Raw genomic sequence first — 16,890 nt, 5'->3', positions numbered from 1 at the left:
GGGGTCCGCTGCCTGATCCTTCACATCCTTCACGGGCGCTTGTCCTTGTCTACCTCATCTTCTGACTCGTCGTCGAACTCATCCTCGGGATGGCCAGCCATGTCCTCTTCCATCTCGTCCTCGTCATCGAACCACAGGCCTTCGGCGCGCAGTTTCGCCTCGCGCTGACGCTCGACACGGGCGACAAGCTGGATCGAGACCTCGTAGAGGCCATAGACGACGACAAAGAGGATGCCCTGGGTGATGACATCGGGGGGTGTCACAAGTGCGGCGAGGATCAGAATGCCGACGACCGCGTATTTGCGCACGGCGCGCAGGCCCACGGCGCTGACGAGGCCCGCTTTGCCCATGAGGGTCAGAAGGACAGGCAACTGAAAGCAGAGGCCAAAGGCGACGATGAACTTGATCGTAAGGTTCAGGTATTCCTGCGCCGAGCCTTGAAAGACGACGCTAAGCGGTGCGGCGCCCTCGACGCCATCGACGACTTCGCCCGAGGTGCCGAATTGCTGGAAGCCGAGGAAGAAGTCATAGGCCAGCGGTGTGACCACGTAAAAGGCGAAGCTGGCGCCCAGGATGAACATGAAGGGCGATGCGATCAGGAAAGGCAGGAACGCGCCCTTTTCATTGCGGTAGAGTCCAGGCGCCACAAAGCGCCACATCTGGTTCGCGATGAAGGGAAAGGAAAGGATGAGGCCGCCCAGCAGCGACACCTTGATGGCGACGAAGAAGCCCTCTTGCGGGCTGATGAAGATCAGGTCGCAATCCTGCCCCCGATCCGCCAGCACCGTGCAGAGCGGCGCGGTCAGGTAGTTGAAGATCGGCGTCGCGACGGTAAAGCAGATCACCATCCCGGCCAGGAAATAGAGGACGGAATGGATGAGGCGCGTGCGCAGCTCGGCCAGATGCTCGATCAGCGGGGCGCTGCTATCCTCGATATCGCCTTCGGTGCTCATGATTTGGTCTTACCTGTGGCGGGTGTCGTGGCGGTCTTCTTGCGCGGCTTGGCGGCTGGCTTGGCCGTCGTCTTTTCTGCGGCGCCTGCGCTGGTTTTGGCTGCTGTTTTCGCCTTCGGCTTGGCTGCGGCCTTGGAGGTCGCCGTTTTGGCAGATGCAGATTTTGCGACCGGCTTCTTGGCCGCTGCTTTCTTGGCGGCGGGCTTCTTGGCGGGCGCCTTGACCTCGGGGCCATCCTGAACCGGGACCGCGGTCTTGGCCGCCTCGGCCTCGGCCGCCTCGCGATCCAGCCGCTCCTGCGTCTTCTTGGCGGAATGGGCCGTGATCTTGTCCTTGGCCTCCTGCCGCTCGGGACTCAGTTTCTCGGCCTCGCGCTTTTCCTTGGGCTTACCCGCGTCACGGGTCGCCTGTGTAAAGCTGGTCGCGCTTTTCTTGACCTCGTCCATGGCCGAGCCGATCGGATTGCTGGCTTTGCGCAGGCTGTCGGACATGCCCGAGACGCCCGCATCGTCAGCCGCATCGTTCATCGCCTTGGAAAATTCACGCGCCATGCCCTTGGCCTTGCCCACGAACTGCCCGACGGTGCGGAACATGCCGGGCAAATCCTTTGGGCCGACCACGATGAGCGCCACGATGCCGATGACCAGCAGCTCGGTCCAGCCTAGGTCGAACATTTTGGATTCAGACCTTGTCTTTTTTCTTGGAGGTCACGTCGTCCTTGGGGGTCACGTCGCGCGTGCCGGCCTCGTGATCGATATCGGCATCCTTGGCCGAGGTCTCGATTTCCTTGTTGCCTTCGTCGATGCCCTTCTTGAAGGAGGTGATCCCCTTGCCTACCTCGCCCATGAGCGACGAGATCTTGCCGCGTCCGAACAGCACCAGCACGACGACGGCGATCAGAAGAAGGCCGGGAAGGCCGATATTGTTGAGCATGAAGTCTCTCCCTGGCTTCGGGGCGCGCCAGCTAGCGGGCCCTGATTGTATGACTGCACCCGTATCTAAACCCTGCCGCAGCCGGTTGAAAGGGCTAAGGCGGGCCCTGCCGCGCGGAATCGCGAAAAAAGCAGGGATGCGCCTTTGGCCCCTGCCCGGCCATGAGTATTTTTCACGACGGTGAAAGGGTTAGTCGCGCGCGGGAAAGACGAAGCAGCGATCGCGGCGGAGCATCAGCCACAGCGCCTTGCCGGGACTGGGCAGAAAGACATTGGGCACGGTCGCCTTCAGGATCGATCCGTCGTGATCCATGCGGAATTCCACGATGCTTTCCGAGCCCATGAAGCGCGCCCGCTCGACCACGCCGCGCGCGGGCGTGCCGTCCTGCGCGGTGGGATCGGGTCCGCGCCCGGCGCGGTCGAAGTCGATCTTGATGTGCTGGGGGCGGATCACGATATCCACCTCGGCGCCGTCGGGCACACCGGGGGCGAGGAAGTGACCGAAGGGCGTTTCCGTCAGCGCACCGCGCACGGTGCCGCGGATCACGTTGATATCGCTGAAAAAGGCTACGGCGTCCTTGTCGACCGGAGCGTTGTAGACATTATAGGGCGCGCCCTGCTGCACGATGCGCCCGCCCCGCATGAGGGCGATATCGTCGGCCATGCGCATCGCCTCGTCCGGCTCATGCGTGACCAGAAGGACGGCGGCATCCTCCTCCCGCAGGATATCCAGCGTCTCGTCGCGGATACCGTCGCGCAGGCGGTTGTCGAGGCCGGAGAACGGCTCGTCCATAAGCATGATGCGCGGGCGCGGCGCAAGGGCGCGCGCGAGGGCGACGCGCTGCTGCTCGCCGCCCGACAGCTCGTGCGGGAAAGATTTGGTGAAATGGCGCAGGCCGACCCGGTCCAGAAGCTCGGCGACGCGGGCCTGCATCTCAGCCTTGCTGCCCGACAGGCCGAAGGCGACGTTGCCTTCGACCGTCAGATGCGGAAAGAGCGCGAAGTCCTGGAACATCAGGCCGATCTGGCGCTCTTCCGGGGGGACGCGCGCCGTGCCGTCGCAGATGATTTCGCCGTCGACGCGGATAACACCGCTATCTTGCGTCTCGACCCCAGCGATCATGCGCAGCGTGGTGGATTTGCCGCAGCCGGAGGGGCCGAGCAGACAGGTCACCTGCCCCGGCATCACCGAGAGCGAGATATCATCGACCACCAGGCGCCCGTCATAGCGGCGGCTGAGATGCTCGATCTGCAAACGGGGAATCAGGGCGGGCATTCAGGGCCTTTGCGGGTCGGTGCGGGCAGTTACCCGAGCGATGCGGTCGGGAATGGGTTGCAACGGCAGATAGCAACGCCCCCCCGCGCTTGCAAGCGCTATGGCTCAGACGGCCCGACGCGCCCTGGCATGCGTTTGCGCGAAGCCGATACCCAGGACGAGGCCGCAGATCCGCAAAAACTGCTCGTATTTATGGACGCCCGGCAGTTTTGCCGCGGCCCAGTCCGCGCGGCGCGCGAAGTAGAGGGCGGCGCCCGCCATGGCTGCTGAAAAGGGGACATTGTAGGACCAGCGCGCCATGGGCCGGTGAATCACCTTACATGGTCGAGGAAATCGCCCCGCCATCCAGCAGCAGGTTTTGCCCCACGATAAAGCCCGCCTGAGCCGAGCAGAGGAACGCGCAGGCGGCGCCGAACTCATCCGCAGTGCCATAGCGGCGCACCGGGATGGTGGCGTAACGATTCTCGCGGGCCTCCTGCATCGAGATGCCTTGCGCCTCGGCGACGCCGCCATCGAGTTGCACGGCTCGGTCGGTCGCGTGGATGCCGGGCAAGAGGTTGTTGATCGTCACGCCATGCGGCGCCACCTGCCGGGCGGTGCCCGCGACATAGCCGGTAAGGCCCGTGCGCGCCGCGTTCGACAGGCCAAGAGCCGGGATCGGCGCCTTGACCGATTGCGAGGTGATGTTGACCACCCTGCCCCATCCGCGCTCCATCATGCCGGGCAGCACGGCCTTCATCAGCGCGATGGGCGTCAGCATGTTTGCATCCAGCGCCTTGATGAAATCGTCGCGGTCCCAATCGCTCCAGACGCCGGGCGGCGGACCGCCCGCATTGGTGACGAGGATGTCCAGATCGCCCGCCGCCTCCAGCACGGCGGCCTGGCCCTCTTGGGTGGTGATGTCGCAAGCCACCGTGGTCACCTCCACGCCGAATTCGCCGCGAATCGCATCGGCGGCGGCCTCCAGCGTCTCTTGGCCGCGCGCGTTCATCACCAGGTTCACGCCCTCTGCGGCCAATGCGCGCGCACAGCCCCGTCCTAGCCCCTTGGAGGAGGCGCATACCAGCGCACGTTTTCCGTTCAGACCCATATCCATCTAGACTTCTCCCAAAGCTTTCCTGCCGCGAATAGCGGTTTGCCCTATATTGTACCGCAGCGCGACGCGACGCTGCCACAATCGGTCGATACCCCTGACCCTATGTCAGCCGAAATGGGACCAAAAGGATTTTTCGGCGCGTGCTAAATACTTGACCCGGACGCCGGAATGGAGGACCGACATTACATGACCGACGGCCTTGTCCAAATCCTGCCCGTGTTCTGCGCCCGCGACATCAGCGTCGTGAATGGCGCAAACCTTGGCGATCCCATATCCTTTGCGGACGAGCTGGATCTCGACGACGTATACGAGCTGGGCTTGCGCGCCCAATCCGTGCGTCTGTCCGTTCAGCCGGCACGCGCGGGCGTCATGGAGATTGCCGAAGGATCGGCGCTGGGCACGGCCGGTCACCGGGTGCACCTGGATGCGGCGCTGACGATGATGACGGCCAATGGCATCACAACCGAGCTTCTGATCCTGGTCGAGGTCGATCCCCGCGGCGATGTCGAGGCGGTTTATGTCCTGCCCCTCGCCCCCCTGACGTCCCGCACCGAATTTACTTTGGTGGGAATTGACCGCGCCTCAGCGCAAACCCGGTTTGCCGAGGTCGCCTGTGTATCCTTTTCGCGCGGCACGCATGTCACGCTGGCCTCGGGTGCCCAGACCCCAATCGAGGATCTGCGGCCCGGCGATGTGATCCTGACGCGCGATGACGGTCCCCGCCCGCTGCGCTGGATCGGCTCCGCGACCGCGCGCGCTGTGGGTGATTTCGCCCCCATTCGCATCCGCGCAGGCGCCTTGAACAATTCGGGTGACCTGGTGGTCAGCCCGGAAAGCCGCCTTTTCATCTATCAGCGCTCGGACGCGCTGGGCGCCGGACGTCACGAGGTGCTTGTGCGCGCGCGGCATCTGGTCAACGGCGGCAGCATCGTGCAGGAGCGCGGCGGCTTCGTCGATTACTTCCAGCTGCTCTTTGACGAGCATCAGATCATCTATGCCGAGGGGATCGCCGCCGAGACGATGCTGGTCGATCCGCGCACCCGCAGCGTTCTGCCCGCCGATCTTAGCGAGACACTGTCGCGTACTGAGCCCGGCCATGACCACCGCGCGCATATGGAGTTCGAGGTGCAATCGCAGCTGGTCGACATGCCCGATGCCGCCGAGATCCTGCGCCGCGCCTCGACCCGCTAGCGCGCCGGACTCACTTCTTCTCCGCGTCCAGCTCTTCCTTGGCGACCTTGTCATCGTTACCGTCTAGCCGTGGCTCGCGCAGCGCCTCGTCCATCGCGGCATGTGTCCACTTGCCGTCCTGCTTTTTCTTCGGCGCGCCAAATGGATCGGCTGCGGATTTGGCATTGTCGGGTTTGGCGGGGCCTTCGCCCGGTTTCTTCGCGCTCATGACATCTCTCCTTTGCTGCAATCTTGCGTGATGCAAAAGAAACGCCGCGCGCCCCTTCCTCGTTCCGGCAGGTCGCGCGCCCCATTGCGCGCCCGCGCGCGCCGCCTTATACGCGGCGGCATGCTGGACACCGCCTCAAACCGCCCCGATCTGCCCCCCGAAATCGCGCGTCGCCGCACGTTCGCGATCATCTCGCATCCCGATGCGGGCAAGACGACGCTGACCGAAAAATTCCTGCTTTTCGGCGGGGCGATCCAGATGGCGGGCCAGGTTCGCGCCAAGGGCGAGGCGCGGCGCACGCGCTCGGACTTCATGCAGATGGAGAAGGATCGCGGCATTTCGGTCAGCGCCTCGGCCATGTCCTTCGATTTCAAAAACTTCCGTTTCAACCTCGTCGACACGCCCGGCCACTCGGATTTCTCCGAGGATACGTATCGCACGCTTACGGCGGTGGATGCCGCCGTGATGGTGATCGACGGCGCAAAGGGCGTAGAGAGCCAGACCCAAAAGCTTTTCGAGGTCTGCCGCCTGCGCGATCTGCCCATCCTGACCTTCTGTAACAAGATGGACCGCGAAAGCCGCGATGTCTTCGATATCATCGACGAGATTCAGGAAAACCTGGCCATCGACGTGACGCCCGCCAGCTGGCCCATCGGGATGGGCCGCGATTTCGCGGGCTGCTATGACATGCTGAACGACCGGCTTGAGCTGATGGACCGCGCCGACCGCAACAAGGTGGCCGAGAGCATCGAGATTAACGGCCTCAGCGATCCCAAGCTGGACGAAAATCTGCCCGTCGAGTTGGTCACGAAACTGCGCGAGGAGGTCGAGATGGCGCGCGAACTGCTTCCGGCACTCGATCCGCAGGCGGTGCTGGAAGGACATATGACCCCGATCTGGTTCGGGTCAGCTATCAACTCCTTCGGCGTCAAGGAGTTGATGAGCGGCATTGCTGAATATGGGCCCCAGCCCCAGCCGCAAAGCGCGGAGCCGCGTCAGATCGCGCCCGAAGAATCCAAGGTCACCGGCTTCGTCTTCAAGGTGCAGGCCAACATGGACCCCAAGCACCGCGACCGCGTGGCGTTCCTGCGCATGGCGTCGGGGCATTTCAAGCGCGGCATGAAGCTGACTCATGTGCGCTCGAAAAAGCCGATGACGGTATCGAACCCGGTTCTCTTCCTCGCCTCGGATCGCGAACTGGCCGAGGAGGCCTGGGCCGGCGACATCATTGGCATTCCGAACCACGGCCAGCTGCGGATCGGCGACACGCTGACCGAGGGTGAAGCCCTCCGCGTCACGGGCATTCCCAGCTTTGCGCCGGAACTCTTGCAGACCGCCCGCGCGGGCGATCCGATGAAGGCCAAGCATCTGGAAAAGGCCCTGATGCAGTTCGCCGAGGAAGGCGCGGCCAAGGTCTTCAAACCCGCCTTCGGCTCAGGCTTCATCGTCGGCGTTGTCGGGGCGCTCCAATTCGAGGTGCTGGCCAGCAGGATCGAGCTGGAATACGGCCTGCCCGTCCGGTTCGAGCCGTCGCAATTCACATCCGCAAGATGGGTTCAGGGCAGCCAGACGGCCATCGACGCCTTCATCAAGGCGAACCAGGCGCATATTGCGCATGACAACGACGGCGATGTCGTCTACCTGACGCGATTGCAATGGGATATCGATCGTGTGCAGCGCGATTACCCGGACATTCGCCTGACGGCGACCAAGGAAATGATGGTCTGATCCAAGCGCGAGAATCAGGTGACTGCGGGTGTGAGCACCTCCTGAAACCGCTACTTTTTTCGCTCCGGATTTCCGGGAAAGGCATCTTTCCTGGTTAATCGATTGCCACAAGAAAGTTGCATTTTCGCCTCAATCCTTTATAAGGAAGATGTCGTCAATTTGGCGAACGGTCGCTTTTCGAAACAATGGGCACCGTTCGAACCGGCCGTGTCATTTTGTCAATAAATTGACACGCTTGAGTTGCATCTGGCACCGCGTTTCGCCACTGGTTCAGGTGGAACCAGAAACAATATGTTTCGTTAGATTTGTCTGAAGATTGTGGTGAGCGGTGTTAGGTTCAACCGTGTCGATATGGACGCCATTTGGTGTCCCATACCGGCACATTCCGATCTTCGGAGGCGGTCCCTTGGCCGCCCCCGGATAGTGACGGGGCGTAGATCCCGCGACGTCAGATATCGGGGCAGCTTTTTTGTTTTCGCGCGGATGTGGGGCCGCGCAGTTTTGAGTGAGTAAGTCTGCCATGTCAGAAATGCATACCGATGTTTCGTCGCCCGCGGCACGCGTATCAATGCCAACCCACTGCGCGACCCGGGGTCTGCGTCCCGTCTACCCTAAAACCTATTCGACGATCCGGGCGGTGCCTTCCGCCGTGCCCGCCCCTACACCGCCCGCGGCGCAGCCCGCCCCCCAGCCGCATACCGGCTTCTATCGCTCCCGCGGCAAACGTGCGCTGGATATCGCCCTTGTCATGGTGAGCGCACCGATCGCACTCTTGTTGATCGGCCTTTCGGCGCTCCTTCTTTGGATCGAGGGCGGCGCGCCGTTCTATCGCCAGGCCCGTCTGGGCAAGGGTGGGAAGTCTTTCTCGATCGTCAAGCTGCGCACCATGGTGCGTGACGCCGACGACCTCCTGGAGGCGCATCTGGAAACCGATCCGGCCCTGCGCGCCGAATGGGACAAGGCGCAGAAATTGCGCCGCGATCCGCGTATCACCCGCATCGGAAATTTCCTGCGCAAGACCTCGCTGGACGAGCTTCCCCAGCTGTGGAACGTGCTGCGCGGTGACATGAGCCTGGTCGGCCCACGCCCCATGCTGCCCGAGCAGTTGGCGCTCTATGGCGATGCGGAACATTATTTTGCGCTACGGCCCGGCATCACCGGCTATTGGCAGGTCTCACAGCGCAGCACGAGCGCGTTTCGCGCCCGCGTTGCATTGGACACAGCCTATGATTACGACCTGTCCCTCACTCAGGATGCGCGGATACTCTGGCGCACCATTGGCGCGGTGATCAAGCGGACGGGAGTCTAGGCCATGTTTCAGCGCTACCGCGACGGGGGCGCGAGGCAAGCCGCCTGCCCCCATCGCCAGTTGCAGGATCTGCCTTTCGATCTGGCACTGACCCGGCGCGTGAATGGCAAGATGTTGGTCCCCCGATGGGGCACCCGCGATCCGGCCACCCCCCCCGCGGTGGAGCCGTTTGGAAGCCGCATGGACAGCGTGGATCTGCCCGCGCGCGGCACCGACTTTGCACCTGACCTCTGGAGCCAGCTGCCATTGCTCCCATTCTGCCACGGCGGGGCGCCGATCGACGCACAGATGCAGATGATCGGCCATGATCCTGCGATGCTCCGGGCCTTTGACGATCTGCGCACGCAGCTCTTGCGCACGATGCATAGCGCAGGCTGGTCGCGCGTCGCCATAGCGGCGCCGACGCTGGGCTGCGGCGCCAGCTTTACCGCGCTGAACCTCGCTCTATCGATTGCGCGCATCCCCGACGCGCGCGCTCTGCTGATGGACATGGATCAACGCGCGCCCTCCATCGCCGCGATACTGGGCATCAAGGCGCGCGGCAGCATGCAGCGCCTCTTGTCCGGCGATGTGTCGGTGCACGATCATCTGGTCAGACCAGCCGAAACGCTGGCGCTGGGGCTTGGCGAGGGCCGTGCACCGAACCCTTCGGAGCTGCTCCACGCGCGCCGCACGAGCCTGGTTCTGAACAAGGCGCTGGATGCGCTGCGGCCGGATATCACTCTTTATGACCTGCCTCCCATGCTGGAGCATGACGATCTCGAGGCGTTCCTTCCGCAGGTCGAAGGGGTCTTGCTGGTTGCCGATGCCACGCGCACGCTGGGCAGCCAGATTACCGAATGCAAGCTGCGCCTCGAAGGCAAATCGCGCCTGCTGGGCGTGATCCTGAACCGCACCCGGCCCGGGCGCCGCCGCGCGGCCTGAGCGCCGCCGCGCGCAAACCAAACGTTCTTCCGCGTAACAACGCGACCTGCATCCCCCTGTCATATTGTTGCCCCTTTACCATGTGATGGATCGCGGCATGACATCATCGCGCCCTCCAGCCTGTCCGCCGGGGGACGATATCAGGGCGGGGACAGCCAGCGGATGGGATCGATTTTTTCGGTTGAGGACTTCTTTGACATGCTGCGCCGCCGCCGTGGCCTGGTTCTCTTGGTCTTTTTTATCGGGTTCATCCTCTCCATGATCGTCGCTGCAGCGCAGCGGCACATGTATACCTCCTCCGAGGTTCTCCAGATGCAGGGCCCGATTGTCCCGGGCGAAATGGCCCCGTCCACAGTACAGGGCTCCTCCGCGCGGCGCCTGCAGCTGATCGAACAGCAGATCATGTCGCGCGGCACTATTCTGGAGCTGATTGCAGAGCTGGGCCTCTTCGCCGATCAGCCCGCGCTGACCGAGGCGCAGAAGGTGGTCGCGATTCGCACCTCGGTTCAGATCTCGGGCGTGGACGCCGCGCGCGACGGCTATATCGACGATGGCGAGGTGTCCTTGCTGCGCATCACTGCCAACTGGCCTACCGCCGAGGGGGCGCGGGCCCTCGCCCATGAGATCTCGCAGCGTACCGTTTCGCTCAGCGTCAGCACCCGTCTGGATCAGTCGCGCGATACGCTGGAGTTCTTTGCGCTGCAGGAGGATGCGGCCCTGAGCGCGCTTGAGGCGCTGGAGCGCGAGGTCAGCCAGTTCCGCGCACACAACAATAGCGCCACGTCCGTCAAAACCGAGAGCGCCCAGCGTGAGATCGCGAGGCTAAACGAAGTGCTGCTGAACATCGACAGGCAGATGATCGCCCTGCAGCGCCAGATCACCTTGCCCGCCCAGTCACAAATCGAGCGGCGCACCCGTAACGAGCAGCAGGCGCAGCTAATGGGTCTGAGCGAAGAGCGCGCCCTTTTGGTGCGCAATATCGAGGCGCTGACCGCCTCGATCGAAGGCACGCCCGAGGTGCAGCGGCAGCTGGACGACTATGCGCGCAGGATGGACGCCCTGCAGACCGAGCTGGAGGCGGCCGCGGCCAAGCGCAAGGAGGCGGACGTCGCCTACCGTCTGGAGACGCAGCGGCAGGCCGCGCGGCTCACCGTGCTCGATCCGGCCACCCTGCCCGAATATCCCTACACCCGATCCCGGATACTGACGGTCGCCCTGGGCGCCGTGATCAGTGCCCTCGCCGCAGTTCTCGCCGCCTTCGCGATGGACGTGCGCCACCCGATCATCCGCTCGGCCGCGCAGATGGAGCATGCGCTGGGTCTGCGTCCGGTCGTCTCGATCCCGCAGATGCCCCCGGCCAAGCGCCGCCGCCGCTTCTTTTCCCGGCAGCTGGACGGTTAGAGCGCGGCCAGCGCCGCAATGATGGGCCACGGGTCATCGCGCGATCACCAGATCGGCGCGCAGCCCTCCCAGACGCTCCGAGTGGCCCAGACGCAAGCTGCCCCCATGGGCGCGCACGATGTCGATGGCAATCGACAGGCCCAGACCGACGCCCGTCCCCTTGTCCTGATTCCGCGAGGGCTCGAGCCGGGCGAAGGGACGCAAGGCCTCTTCGCGCTGCGCCTCGGGGATGCCGGGGCCATCATCCTCGACGGTGATGCGCAGCGCCCGTTCGGTCAGCACCATCGAAAGCTCGGCCCGCGTGCCATAGCGCACGGCATTTCCGATCAGGTTTTCCACCGCCCGGCGGATCGCGACAGGGCGCAGCGGGACGGTGCCCTCACCCGTGATCTCGTGCAGGGTCGCAGGGATACTGGCGCGCGCGCAATCCTCGGCGATGCGGCGGATCAGTTTGGCCGGATCAACAGGCTCAGGCTCGCCCTCGGACGCGCCGCGGGCGAAGTCCAGAAACGCGTCCATCAGGCGCTCCATGTCGCGCACATCGCGCAGCATCGGGGCGCGTTCTTCCTCGTCCTCCAGCATCTCGAGGCTCAGCTTGAGGCGCGTCAAGGGGGTGCGCAGGTCATGGCTGACCCCGGACAGCATCAGGGTGCGCTGCTCGATCTGGCGCTCGATCCGGGCGCGCATGTCCAGAAACGCATTGCCCGCCGCCCGCACCTCGTTCGCGCCAGAGGGGCGGTAGGGCACGTTGCGGCCCCGCCCGAATGCCTCGGCGGCACGCGCCAGTCGCGTGATGGGGCGTAGTTGATTGCGCAGGTAAAGATAGGCGATCAGGGTCATCAGCACGCCGAAAAATATCATGTTCACAAAGAGCTGGTGCGGGTTCGAGGCCGAGAAGCGCCGCCTGTCGATCATCATGCGTACGGGGCCGTCAGTGTCCTCCAAGTAGAGGTTCACCACCTGGTCGCCGCTGAGATCCACCGCCATGAGGCGCGGAAGCAGCTGCTCGATCTCGTCCAGCAGGATCAGCCCGGTGATGTCGTACCACGGCCGCAGGTTCTGCGTGGGGATATCATCGGGCCGGGCGGGCACATAGATGATCGCAAGCGCCTGGGCGATGGGAACCGGATCATCGCTTTCGAGCAGCAAGCGCACCTCGCGGCTGACAGAGGTCGTCATCTGCCGCGTGACCCCCTCGAAAAGGCGCTGCGCAGAGACGACGGAAACCACCAGAAGCAGCGAGATGACCGGCAAAAGCAGGATCAGGAAAGCGCGGCCATAAAGACCGCGCGGCATGGTGCGCTTGAGCCATCGAAACATCATGGCAGACGCTACGCCAGCGTCCCTGCCCGCGCAAGACGCGGCAGGCTGGACGCAAGGCCGCGCGCCGGGTAGCCTTGAGCCAATGCCCTGCCCCTGCCCTGACGGAGCCGTGCCGCCCTTGTCCGACATTCCTTCATTCGATCCCCCGCCCGGCAGGCCCGAGCGGCTGGCACCCGCCATTCCGGGCCAGGATCTGCGCCGGATTCTTGCGCCCAACCCGTCGCCCATGACCTTTCGGGGCACCAACACGTATCTTCTGGGCACCAAGGGCATCGCCGTGATTGACCCCGGCCCCGATGACGACCTGCATCTGTCGGCCATCCTGTCGGCGCTGGGACCCGAGCAGCATGTGAGCCATATTCTGGTCACCCATGCGCACCGCGATCACTCGCCCCTCGCGCGCCGCATTGCCGCCGAGACCGGCGCGCCCGTGCTCGCCTATGGTGATGCCGGCGCAGGCCGCAGCCCTGTCATGGCGCAACTGGCGGCGGATGGCATGATCGGCGGGGGCGAAGGCGTGGATCTGGAGTTTGCGCCCGATATCCTCCTGAAGGACCGCGAAGTGCTGCGTGGGGATGGATGGCAAATCTGTGCGCTCTGGACGCCGGGGCATTTCGGCAATCACATGTGCTTTGCCGCCGGGGACGCGATCTTCACGGGCGATCTGGTGATGGGCTGGGCCAGTTCACTGGTCTCGCCGCCCGACGGGGATGCGGCGCATTTCGTCGCCTCCTGCGCACGGCTCAAGGCGCTGGGGGCGGCTGTCCTGCATCCGGGCCATGGCGCGCCGGTTCAAGATCCGTCTGGGCGCCTCAATTGGCTTATACACCACCGTGCGGCACGCGAGGCGGCGATCATTGCCGCGCTGGCGCATGGTCCGGCCACAGCCGAGGCGTTGGCCGAACGCATCTATACGGATACCCCCGCCGCGCTGATGCGTGCCGCTACGCGCAACGTGCTGGCGCATCTGATCGACCTCACCGCCCGCGGCGAGGCAGTTGCGCAGGGGCCGCTGCATGCCGATGCTGTCTTTGCCCTGCCACAAGGATACGGGCGCGGCTGACTCGCGCGCATGGCTCAGCCCTTGGCTTCGCCAAGACGGTCGGCCTTTTCGGCGCCGCGCTCTCCCATGGGCTCATCCTCGCCGATAGTCGTGTCATAGCGCGTCTGCGCTTCCATCTCGGCATTCAGCTCGGCCCCCATCAATACGATATAGGCCGAGATCCAGAGCCACATCAAAAGGACGATCGCCCCGCCAAGCGAGCCGAAACTTTCATTATAGGAGCCAAAATTCGCGGCGTAGATCGCAAAGCCGATGGAGGCGATCAGCCAGACAACGCAGGCCACCGTCGAGCCGGGCGAAGTCCAGCGCCATTCTGGCCGGTCCCGGTCGGGACCAAAGCGATAGAGGAAGGTTAGCGCCACCGACAGCATGATCAGCAGCAAGAGCCAACTGCCCGCTGTCACCGCCATCTCGACCACCGGGCCCAGTTGGACGAAGGCCAGCGCCGCGGGCACCGCCATCATCAGCACCATTGCCACGATCACGCCAAGGATCAGCGCAATGGTCAGGCCGAAGGTGATGACCTTGAGCCAGATGAATCCGCGCTCTTCCTCCTCGTCATAGGCGACATTGAGCCCCTCGATCAGGCTCCCGACGCCCTTTGAGGCGGAGTAAAGCGCCAGAAGGATACCCAAAACCGCCGCAAGGCCCAGACCGCCCTCGCGCGAGCCGGCAACCTCTTCCGCCTGATCCAGAATGATGCTGGCGACCTGCTCGGGCATGACCTCTGAGAAGGTCTGAAGCTGGTTCACGATCTGCGACGGCTCGAGCATCAACCCGCCGATGGCCAGAAGTGCGGTAAGCGCCGGAAAAATTGCCAATAGCGCATAGAAGGCGACGCCCGCGGCGATCAGACCGACATGGTCGCGCGCCATCTCGTCCTTGACCCGCAGGGCGATATCCTTCCATCCCTTGGCCGGTATTCCGGATGGTTTCTGAGCGTCGCGGCCATGGGTCATATATATATATCTTCCTGAAATTGATCTGAAAAAGACTCGGGGCAGCCCGGTATCAGGCTGCCCCGTTTGGCCTAGCTCTTGCTCTTGATGTCGTCCTTGACGTCACCGAGGTTTTCCTGCTCGGCCTTGTCCTTGGCGGCGCCGGCAACCTGGCTGGCGGCCGATTTTGCCTTGTCCGCCGCCGTATTGGCCGCGTCCTTCACATCGCCTTCAAGGTCCGACGCGACGTTCTTGGCCTCGTCTACACCCGCCTTGACGACTTTCTGCGCCTTCTCGACCTCCTCGGCATAGATGCGCTCGGCCTCGTCATAAAGGTCGTCGCTGTAGCTGCCGACATAGTCATCCTCGACGCGGGTGCGCGGCAAGGCGCCAGCGATGGCGGCACCAACGGCGAAGGCAATCGCACCGGCGACAAGCGGATGCTCGTCATAGAAGTCGGCCGCCTTATCGGCCCCGTGGCTGACGCGGCGCCGGGCCTCCTCACTTGCATCCAAGGCCCGGGCCCGGGCCGCTGCGATGCGGTCACGCGCTTCTGCGGACAGGTTCTCGGTTCCTTCGGTCAGGCGGCGCTGCACCGCACTGGCCCGCTGGGACGCACTGCTCCAGAGGTTGCCGGCGCGATCCCGCACGCCTTGCGCCGCGTCGCTGGCGGTATCGGACACGCTGTGCGCCGCATCGCTGGCGCTGTCCCGGACCGAGGATGCCGCCGAAGAGACCGCGCCTGCCGCTGCGGACGAGCCGGCAGAGACCTTGTCCTGAGCGTCGCTGGCTGCACCGCGCACGGCGTCCGTTGCTCCGCCCGAATGCGATCCGCCGCTGTGGCGCATATCGCCCAACTCGTGCCGGTCCCAATCGCGGGCCCAGGCGGGTTGCGCGCGCATGCTGCGTGCGGCCCCGGTTTTCGGGCCACTATAGCTGGCGCCGCGCCGCGCTGCATAATCCGGCACGTCACCGTGATCGACATCGCGGTCGTGGGACAGGCTGCGGCCGCGATAGCGCGCCTCATCGCGGCGACGATCGTAGTCGTAGTCGTCATCGCGGCGCTCTGACTTGCGGTTGTTTCCGAACATCAACCACGCAAGGCCCGCGCCCGTCAGGGCAAGCGCCACGGGGTTTTCCCGCGCCGAACGCGCGACCGAGCGACCGAATTCACCGCCATGCTCGCGGAACTGATCGCCCAGTTGCTGAAACGCGCCATCAAGCGAGAAGCGGTCCTGCAGGTCATTGATGGAATCCTTGAGACCCGCGCGCTCGCGCTCGATCTCGCGCTCGATTTCGTCGGAAGATTTGGCATTACTTGTCATCGTAGGCATCCTTTATTGCAGTGGCGTCGCGCTTGACGTTGGTCGCGGTACGCGAGGGCGCCAGGCTGGACAGCTTGAGATCATTCATTCCTTTGCCCGCCATCACGAAGGCGATGATGGCAAAGACCACGCCGACGATCAGCGCGCTCCATCCGGCGTCCAAGCCCGCTTCGGTAAGAGCGGCAACAAGGGCCGCCGAAAGGACGTTCAACGCGGTAAGAGCGACGACGACAGCGCCCACGATCAGGCCGAGGGCAACCGCCGCACGGTTGAGGTTTTCCGACACTTCAGCTCGCGCCAGGTCCACTTCCTTGCGGACCAGAGAGCTGACATGCGTCAGCGCGTCGGACAGCATGTCCGAGGTCGATTTCTTGTTTGGATCGCTCATGATGCACCTCCGCTTGTGGGCCGGACACCCGCTGTCCGGTTGATGCTGGGGCTGGCCGGGCGGTGGCTGGCATGGACAGAGCTGGCCGACTGATAGGGATCGGGCTGCACATCATTGCTATCGCGCCGCGCCGATGCGGTGGCAAAGCGCGTTGCCGCGAAGCCCGCGAGCGCGACACCGCCAAGGAAGAGGAGCGGATTGCGCTTGGCAAAGCCGCTGAGCTCTTCGGCCATCTGGCCCAGATCCTTGTCGCGGATCGTGTCCGACACATCGGCAAGACCGCCGGCAATCTGGCCGATTGTTCGTTCCTGCGGCGAGCCATTGCGCATGTCATCGGCTGCCTTGCGCAGAGCCGTGGCCACGTCCGACACTTCGTCGGCGACGCCGCTCTTGGCGCTCTCGGCGCGGCGCGTCGCCTCTTCGCGGACAGCGCCTGCCGCGTCCTGTGTCGCATCGCGGGCGCTGGCGCCCAAGTCGGCCGAGGCGGCTTTTGCCTGCTGCTTGAGGTCTTCTGACTTATTCGAGGTGGATTCGGTCATGATTTTCTCCCTTGGAGTTCAAAATGCAAGATTGAGGATGGCGAGGATCACCACGATCAATCCGATTAAATAGAAGATTCCGTACATGGTTTTCTCCGTTCAGCCTGTGTCTTCACATCTGAGTGACATGTAGAAACAAGACTGCCAGCGGCTTATTGGTTCCGCGTTCTGGAGGACATTTTCCGCAGCGGCGGGGCGACCGAGGCAAGATCGCGCCGAGGCGGCGGACGACGCGCAGGGCTGCGCTAGCGTGGACGTCGCGGCCGGTCAGAACGTGAAAATCGCCGACATAGCGC

Annotated in this window: 18 protein-coding genes; 6 read left to right on the top strand and 12 right to left on the bottom strand. The window is 64.1% G+C overall.

Annotated features, from left to right (window positions below; translation table 11 throughout):
• Positions 1-29: 29 nt before the first annotated feature.
• The 6 genes from tatC to ACEWPL_RS02795 all read right to left on the bottom strand — a co-directional run bounded on the left by tatC (position 30) and on the right by ACEWPL_RS02795 (position 4,257).
• Positions 30-953 (bottom strand): twin-arginine translocase subunit TatC, encoded by a 924-nt coding sequence (gene tatC, locus ACEWPL_RS02820; RefSeq protein WP_393934676.1) that lies wholly within the window; start codon positions 951-953, stop codon positions 30-32.
• Complete coding sequence (gene tatB, locus ACEWPL_RS02815; protein WP_393934677.1) at positions 950-1,627, bottom strand: Sec-independent protein translocase protein TatB; 678 nt, start codon at positions 1,625-1,627, stop codon at positions 950-952. The genes tatC and tatB overlap by 4 nt, the downstream gene beginning before the upstream one ends.
• 7 nt (positions 1,628-1,634) lie before the next feature.
• Positions 1,635-1,886 carry a twin-arginine translocase TatA/TatE family subunit gene (locus ACEWPL_RS02810; protein WP_393934678.1) on the bottom strand — a complete coding sequence of 84 codons (252 nt, stop codon included), beginning with the start codon at positions 1,884-1,886 and terminating at the stop codon, positions 1,635-1,637.
• 189 nt (positions 1,887-2,075) lie between these two features.
• Positions 2,076-3,161, bottom strand: coding sequence for an ABC transporter ATP-binding protein (locus ACEWPL_RS02805; protein WP_393934680.1), 1,086 nt, complete (start codon positions 3,159-3,161; stop codon positions 2,076-2,078).
• Between the two features lie 105 nt (positions 3,162-3,266).
• The gene (locus ACEWPL_RS02800; RefSeq protein ID WP_393934682.1) at positions 3,267-3,461 is read right to left on the bottom strand and encodes a hypothetical protein; all 195 of its coding nucleotides are present in this window, start codon (positions 3,459-3,461) and stop codon (positions 3,267-3,269) included.
• A gap of 16 nt (positions 3,462-3,477) precedes the next feature.
• The gene (locus ACEWPL_RS02795; protein ID WP_393934683.1) at positions 3,478-4,257 is read right to left on the bottom strand and encodes an SDR family oxidoreductase; all 780 of its coding nucleotides are present in this window, start codon (positions 4,255-4,257) and stop codon (positions 3,478-3,480) included.
• Between the two features lie 186 nt (positions 4,258-4,443).
• Between ACEWPL_RS02795 and ACEWPL_RS02790 the strand changes: the two genes are divergently transcribed.
• Positions 4,444-5,448, top strand: a complete 1,005-nt coding sequence (locus tag ACEWPL_RS02790) for a Hint domain-containing protein (protein WP_393934684.1) — start codon at positions 4,444-4,446, stop codon at positions 5,446-5,448.
• Positions 5,449-5,458: 10 nt separating this feature from the next.
• Here ACEWPL_RS02790 and ACEWPL_RS02785 read toward each other — a convergent pair whose 3' ends face one another.
• Positions 5,459-5,656 (bottom strand): hypothetical protein, encoded by a 198-nt coding sequence (locus tag ACEWPL_RS02785; RefSeq protein WP_393934686.1) that lies wholly within the window; start codon positions 5,654-5,656, stop codon positions 5,459-5,461.
• Between the two features lie 120 nt (positions 5,657-5,776).
• On the opposite strand from ACEWPL_RS02785, the gene ACEWPL_RS02780 reads away from it, so the two are divergent.
• From ACEWPL_RS02780 to ACEWPL_RS02765, 4 genes are all read left to right on the top strand, one after another.
• The gene (locus tag ACEWPL_RS02780; RefSeq protein ID WP_393934687.1) at positions 5,777-7,384 is read left to right on the top strand and encodes a peptide chain release factor 3; all 1,608 of its coding nucleotides are present in this window, start codon (positions 5,777-5,779) and stop codon (positions 7,382-7,384) included.
• Positions 7,385-8,033: 649 nt separating this feature from the next.
• Complete coding sequence (locus ACEWPL_RS02775; protein ID WP_393934688.1) at positions 8,034-8,693, top strand: sugar transferase; 660 nt, start codon at positions 8,034-8,036, stop codon at positions 8,691-8,693.
• 3 nt (positions 8,694-8,696) lie between these two features.
• Positions 8,697-9,617, top strand: a complete 921-nt coding sequence (locus ACEWPL_RS02770) for a CpsD/CapB family tyrosine-protein kinase (RefSeq protein ID WP_393934690.1) — start codon at positions 8,697-8,699, stop codon at positions 9,615-9,617.
• A 162-nt stretch (positions 9,618-9,779) separates the two neighbouring features.
• On the top strand, positions 9,780-11,018 hold the full coding sequence (locus ACEWPL_RS02765) for a GumC domain-containing protein (protein ID WP_393934691.1): 1,239 nt from the start codon (positions 9,780-9,782) through the stop codon (positions 11,016-11,018).
• A 33-nt stretch (positions 11,019-11,051) separates the two neighbouring features.
• Here ACEWPL_RS02765 and ACEWPL_RS02760 read toward each other — a convergent pair whose 3' ends face one another.
• Complete coding sequence (locus ACEWPL_RS02760; RefSeq protein WP_393934692.1) at positions 11,052-12,341, bottom strand: ATP-binding protein; 1,290 nt, start codon at positions 12,339-12,341, stop codon at positions 11,052-11,054.
• An 82-nt stretch (positions 12,342-12,423) separates the two neighbouring features.
• Between ACEWPL_RS02760 and ACEWPL_RS02755 the strand changes: the two genes are divergently transcribed.
• Positions 12,424-13,404, top strand: a complete 981-nt coding sequence (locus ACEWPL_RS02755; protein ID WP_393935369.1) for an MBL fold metallo-hydrolase — start codon at positions 12,424-12,426, stop codon at positions 13,402-13,404.
• A gap of 14 nt (positions 13,405-13,418) precedes the next feature.
• Here ACEWPL_RS02755 and ACEWPL_RS02750 read toward each other — a convergent pair whose 3' ends face one another.
• The 4 genes from ACEWPL_RS02750 to ACEWPL_RS02735 form a co-directional block, all read right to left on the bottom strand.
• Positions 13,419-14,363, bottom strand: coding sequence for a YihY/virulence factor BrkB family protein (locus ACEWPL_RS02750; RefSeq protein ID WP_393934694.1), 945 nt, complete (start codon positions 14,361-14,363; stop codon positions 13,419-13,421).
• A gap of 71 nt (positions 14,364-14,434) precedes the next feature.
• Positions 14,435-15,667 (bottom strand): hypothetical protein, encoded by a 1,233-nt coding sequence (locus tag ACEWPL_RS02745; protein WP_393934695.1) that lies wholly within the window; start codon positions 15,665-15,667, stop codon positions 14,435-14,437.
• Entirely contained in the window at positions 15,657-16,058 is a 402-nt protein-coding gene (locus ACEWPL_RS02740) for a phage holin family protein (RefSeq protein WP_393935370.1), read from the bottom strand. Before ACEWPL_RS02740 ends, ACEWPL_RS02745 begins: the two co-directional genes overlap by 11 nt.
• Entirely contained in the window at positions 16,052-16,594 is a 543-nt protein-coding gene (locus ACEWPL_RS02735; protein WP_393934696.1) for a hypothetical protein, read from the bottom strand. Before ACEWPL_RS02735 ends, ACEWPL_RS02740 begins: the two co-directional genes overlap by 7 nt.
• Positions 16,595-16,890: the final 296 nt, after the last annotated feature.

It is taken from the genome of Roseovarius roseus, from assembly GCF_043355935.2.
Lineage (GTDB): Bacteria > Pseudomonadota > Alphaproteobacteria > Rhodobacterales > Rhodobacteraceae > Roseovarius > Roseovarius roseus.
Note: the sequence above shows the minus strand (reverse complement) of the source record. Positions and strands in the feature narration are given on the sequence as shown.

What these genes read in the sequence shown, in the direction of transcription:
- tatC (WP_393934676.1), bottom strand. Translation starts at nt 953, where the DNA reads ATGAGCACCGAAGGCGATATCGAGGATAGCAGCGCCCCGCTGATCGAG.
- tatB (WP_393934677.1), bottom strand. Translation starts at nt 1,627, where the DNA reads ATGTTCGACCTAGGCTGGACCGAGCTGCTGGTCATCGGCATCGTGGCG.
- ACEWPL_RS02810 (WP_393934678.1), bottom strand. Translation starts at nt 1,886, where the DNA reads ATGCTCAACAATATCGGCCTTCCCGGCCTTCTTCTGATCGCCGTCGTC.
- ACEWPL_RS02805 (WP_393934680.1), bottom strand. Translation starts at nt 3,161, where the DNA reads ATGCCCGCCCTGATTCCCCGTTTGCAGATCGAGCATCTCAGCCGCCGC.
- ACEWPL_RS02800 (WP_393934682.1), bottom strand. Translation starts at nt 3,461, where the DNA reads ATGGCGCGCTGGTCCTACAATGTCCCCTTTTCAGCAGCCATGGCGGGC.
- ACEWPL_RS02795 (WP_393934683.1), bottom strand. Translation starts at nt 4,257, where the DNA reads ATGGATATGGGTCTGAACGGAAAACGTGCGCTGGTATGCGCCTCCTCC.
- ACEWPL_RS02790 (WP_393934684.1), top strand. Translation starts at nt 4,444, where the DNA reads ATGACCGACGGCCTTGTCCAAATCCTGCCCGTGTTCTGCGCCCGCGAC.
- ACEWPL_RS02785 (WP_393934686.1), bottom strand. Translation starts at nt 5,656, where the DNA reads ATGAGCGCGAAGAAACCGGGCGAAGGCCCCGCCAAACCCGACAATGCC.
- ACEWPL_RS02780 (WP_393934687.1), top strand. Translation starts at nt 5,777, where the DNA reads ATGCTGGACACCGCCTCAAACCGCCCCGATCTGCCCCCCGAAATCGCG.
- ACEWPL_RS02770 (WP_393934690.1), top strand. Translation starts at nt 8,697, where the DNA reads ATGTTTCAGCGCTACCGCGACGGGGGCGCGAGGCAAGCCGCCTGCCCC.
- ACEWPL_RS02765 (WP_393934691.1), top strand. Translation starts at nt 9,780, where the DNA reads ATGGGATCGATTTTTTCGGTTGAGGACTTCTTTGACATGCTGCGCCGC.
- ACEWPL_RS02760 (WP_393934692.1), bottom strand. Translation starts at nt 12,341, where the DNA reads ATGATGTTTCGATGGCTCAAGCGCACCATGCCGCGCGGTCTTTATGGC.
- ACEWPL_RS02755 (WP_393935369.1), top strand. Translation starts at nt 12,424, where the DNA reads ATGCCCTGCCCCTGCCCTGACGGAGCCGTGCCGCCCTTGTCCGACATT.
- ACEWPL_RS02750 (WP_393934694.1), bottom strand. Translation starts at nt 14,363, where the DNA reads ATGACCCATGGCCGCGACGCTCAGAAACCATCCGGAATACCGGCCAAG.
- ACEWPL_RS02745 (WP_393934695.1), bottom strand. Translation starts at nt 15,667, where the DNA reads ATGACAAGTAATGCCAAATCTTCCGACGAAATCGAGCGCGAGATCGAG.
- ACEWPL_RS02735 (WP_393934696.1), bottom strand. Translation starts at nt 16,594, where the DNA reads ATGACCGAATCCACCTCGAATAAGTCAGAAGACCTCAAGCAGCAGGCA.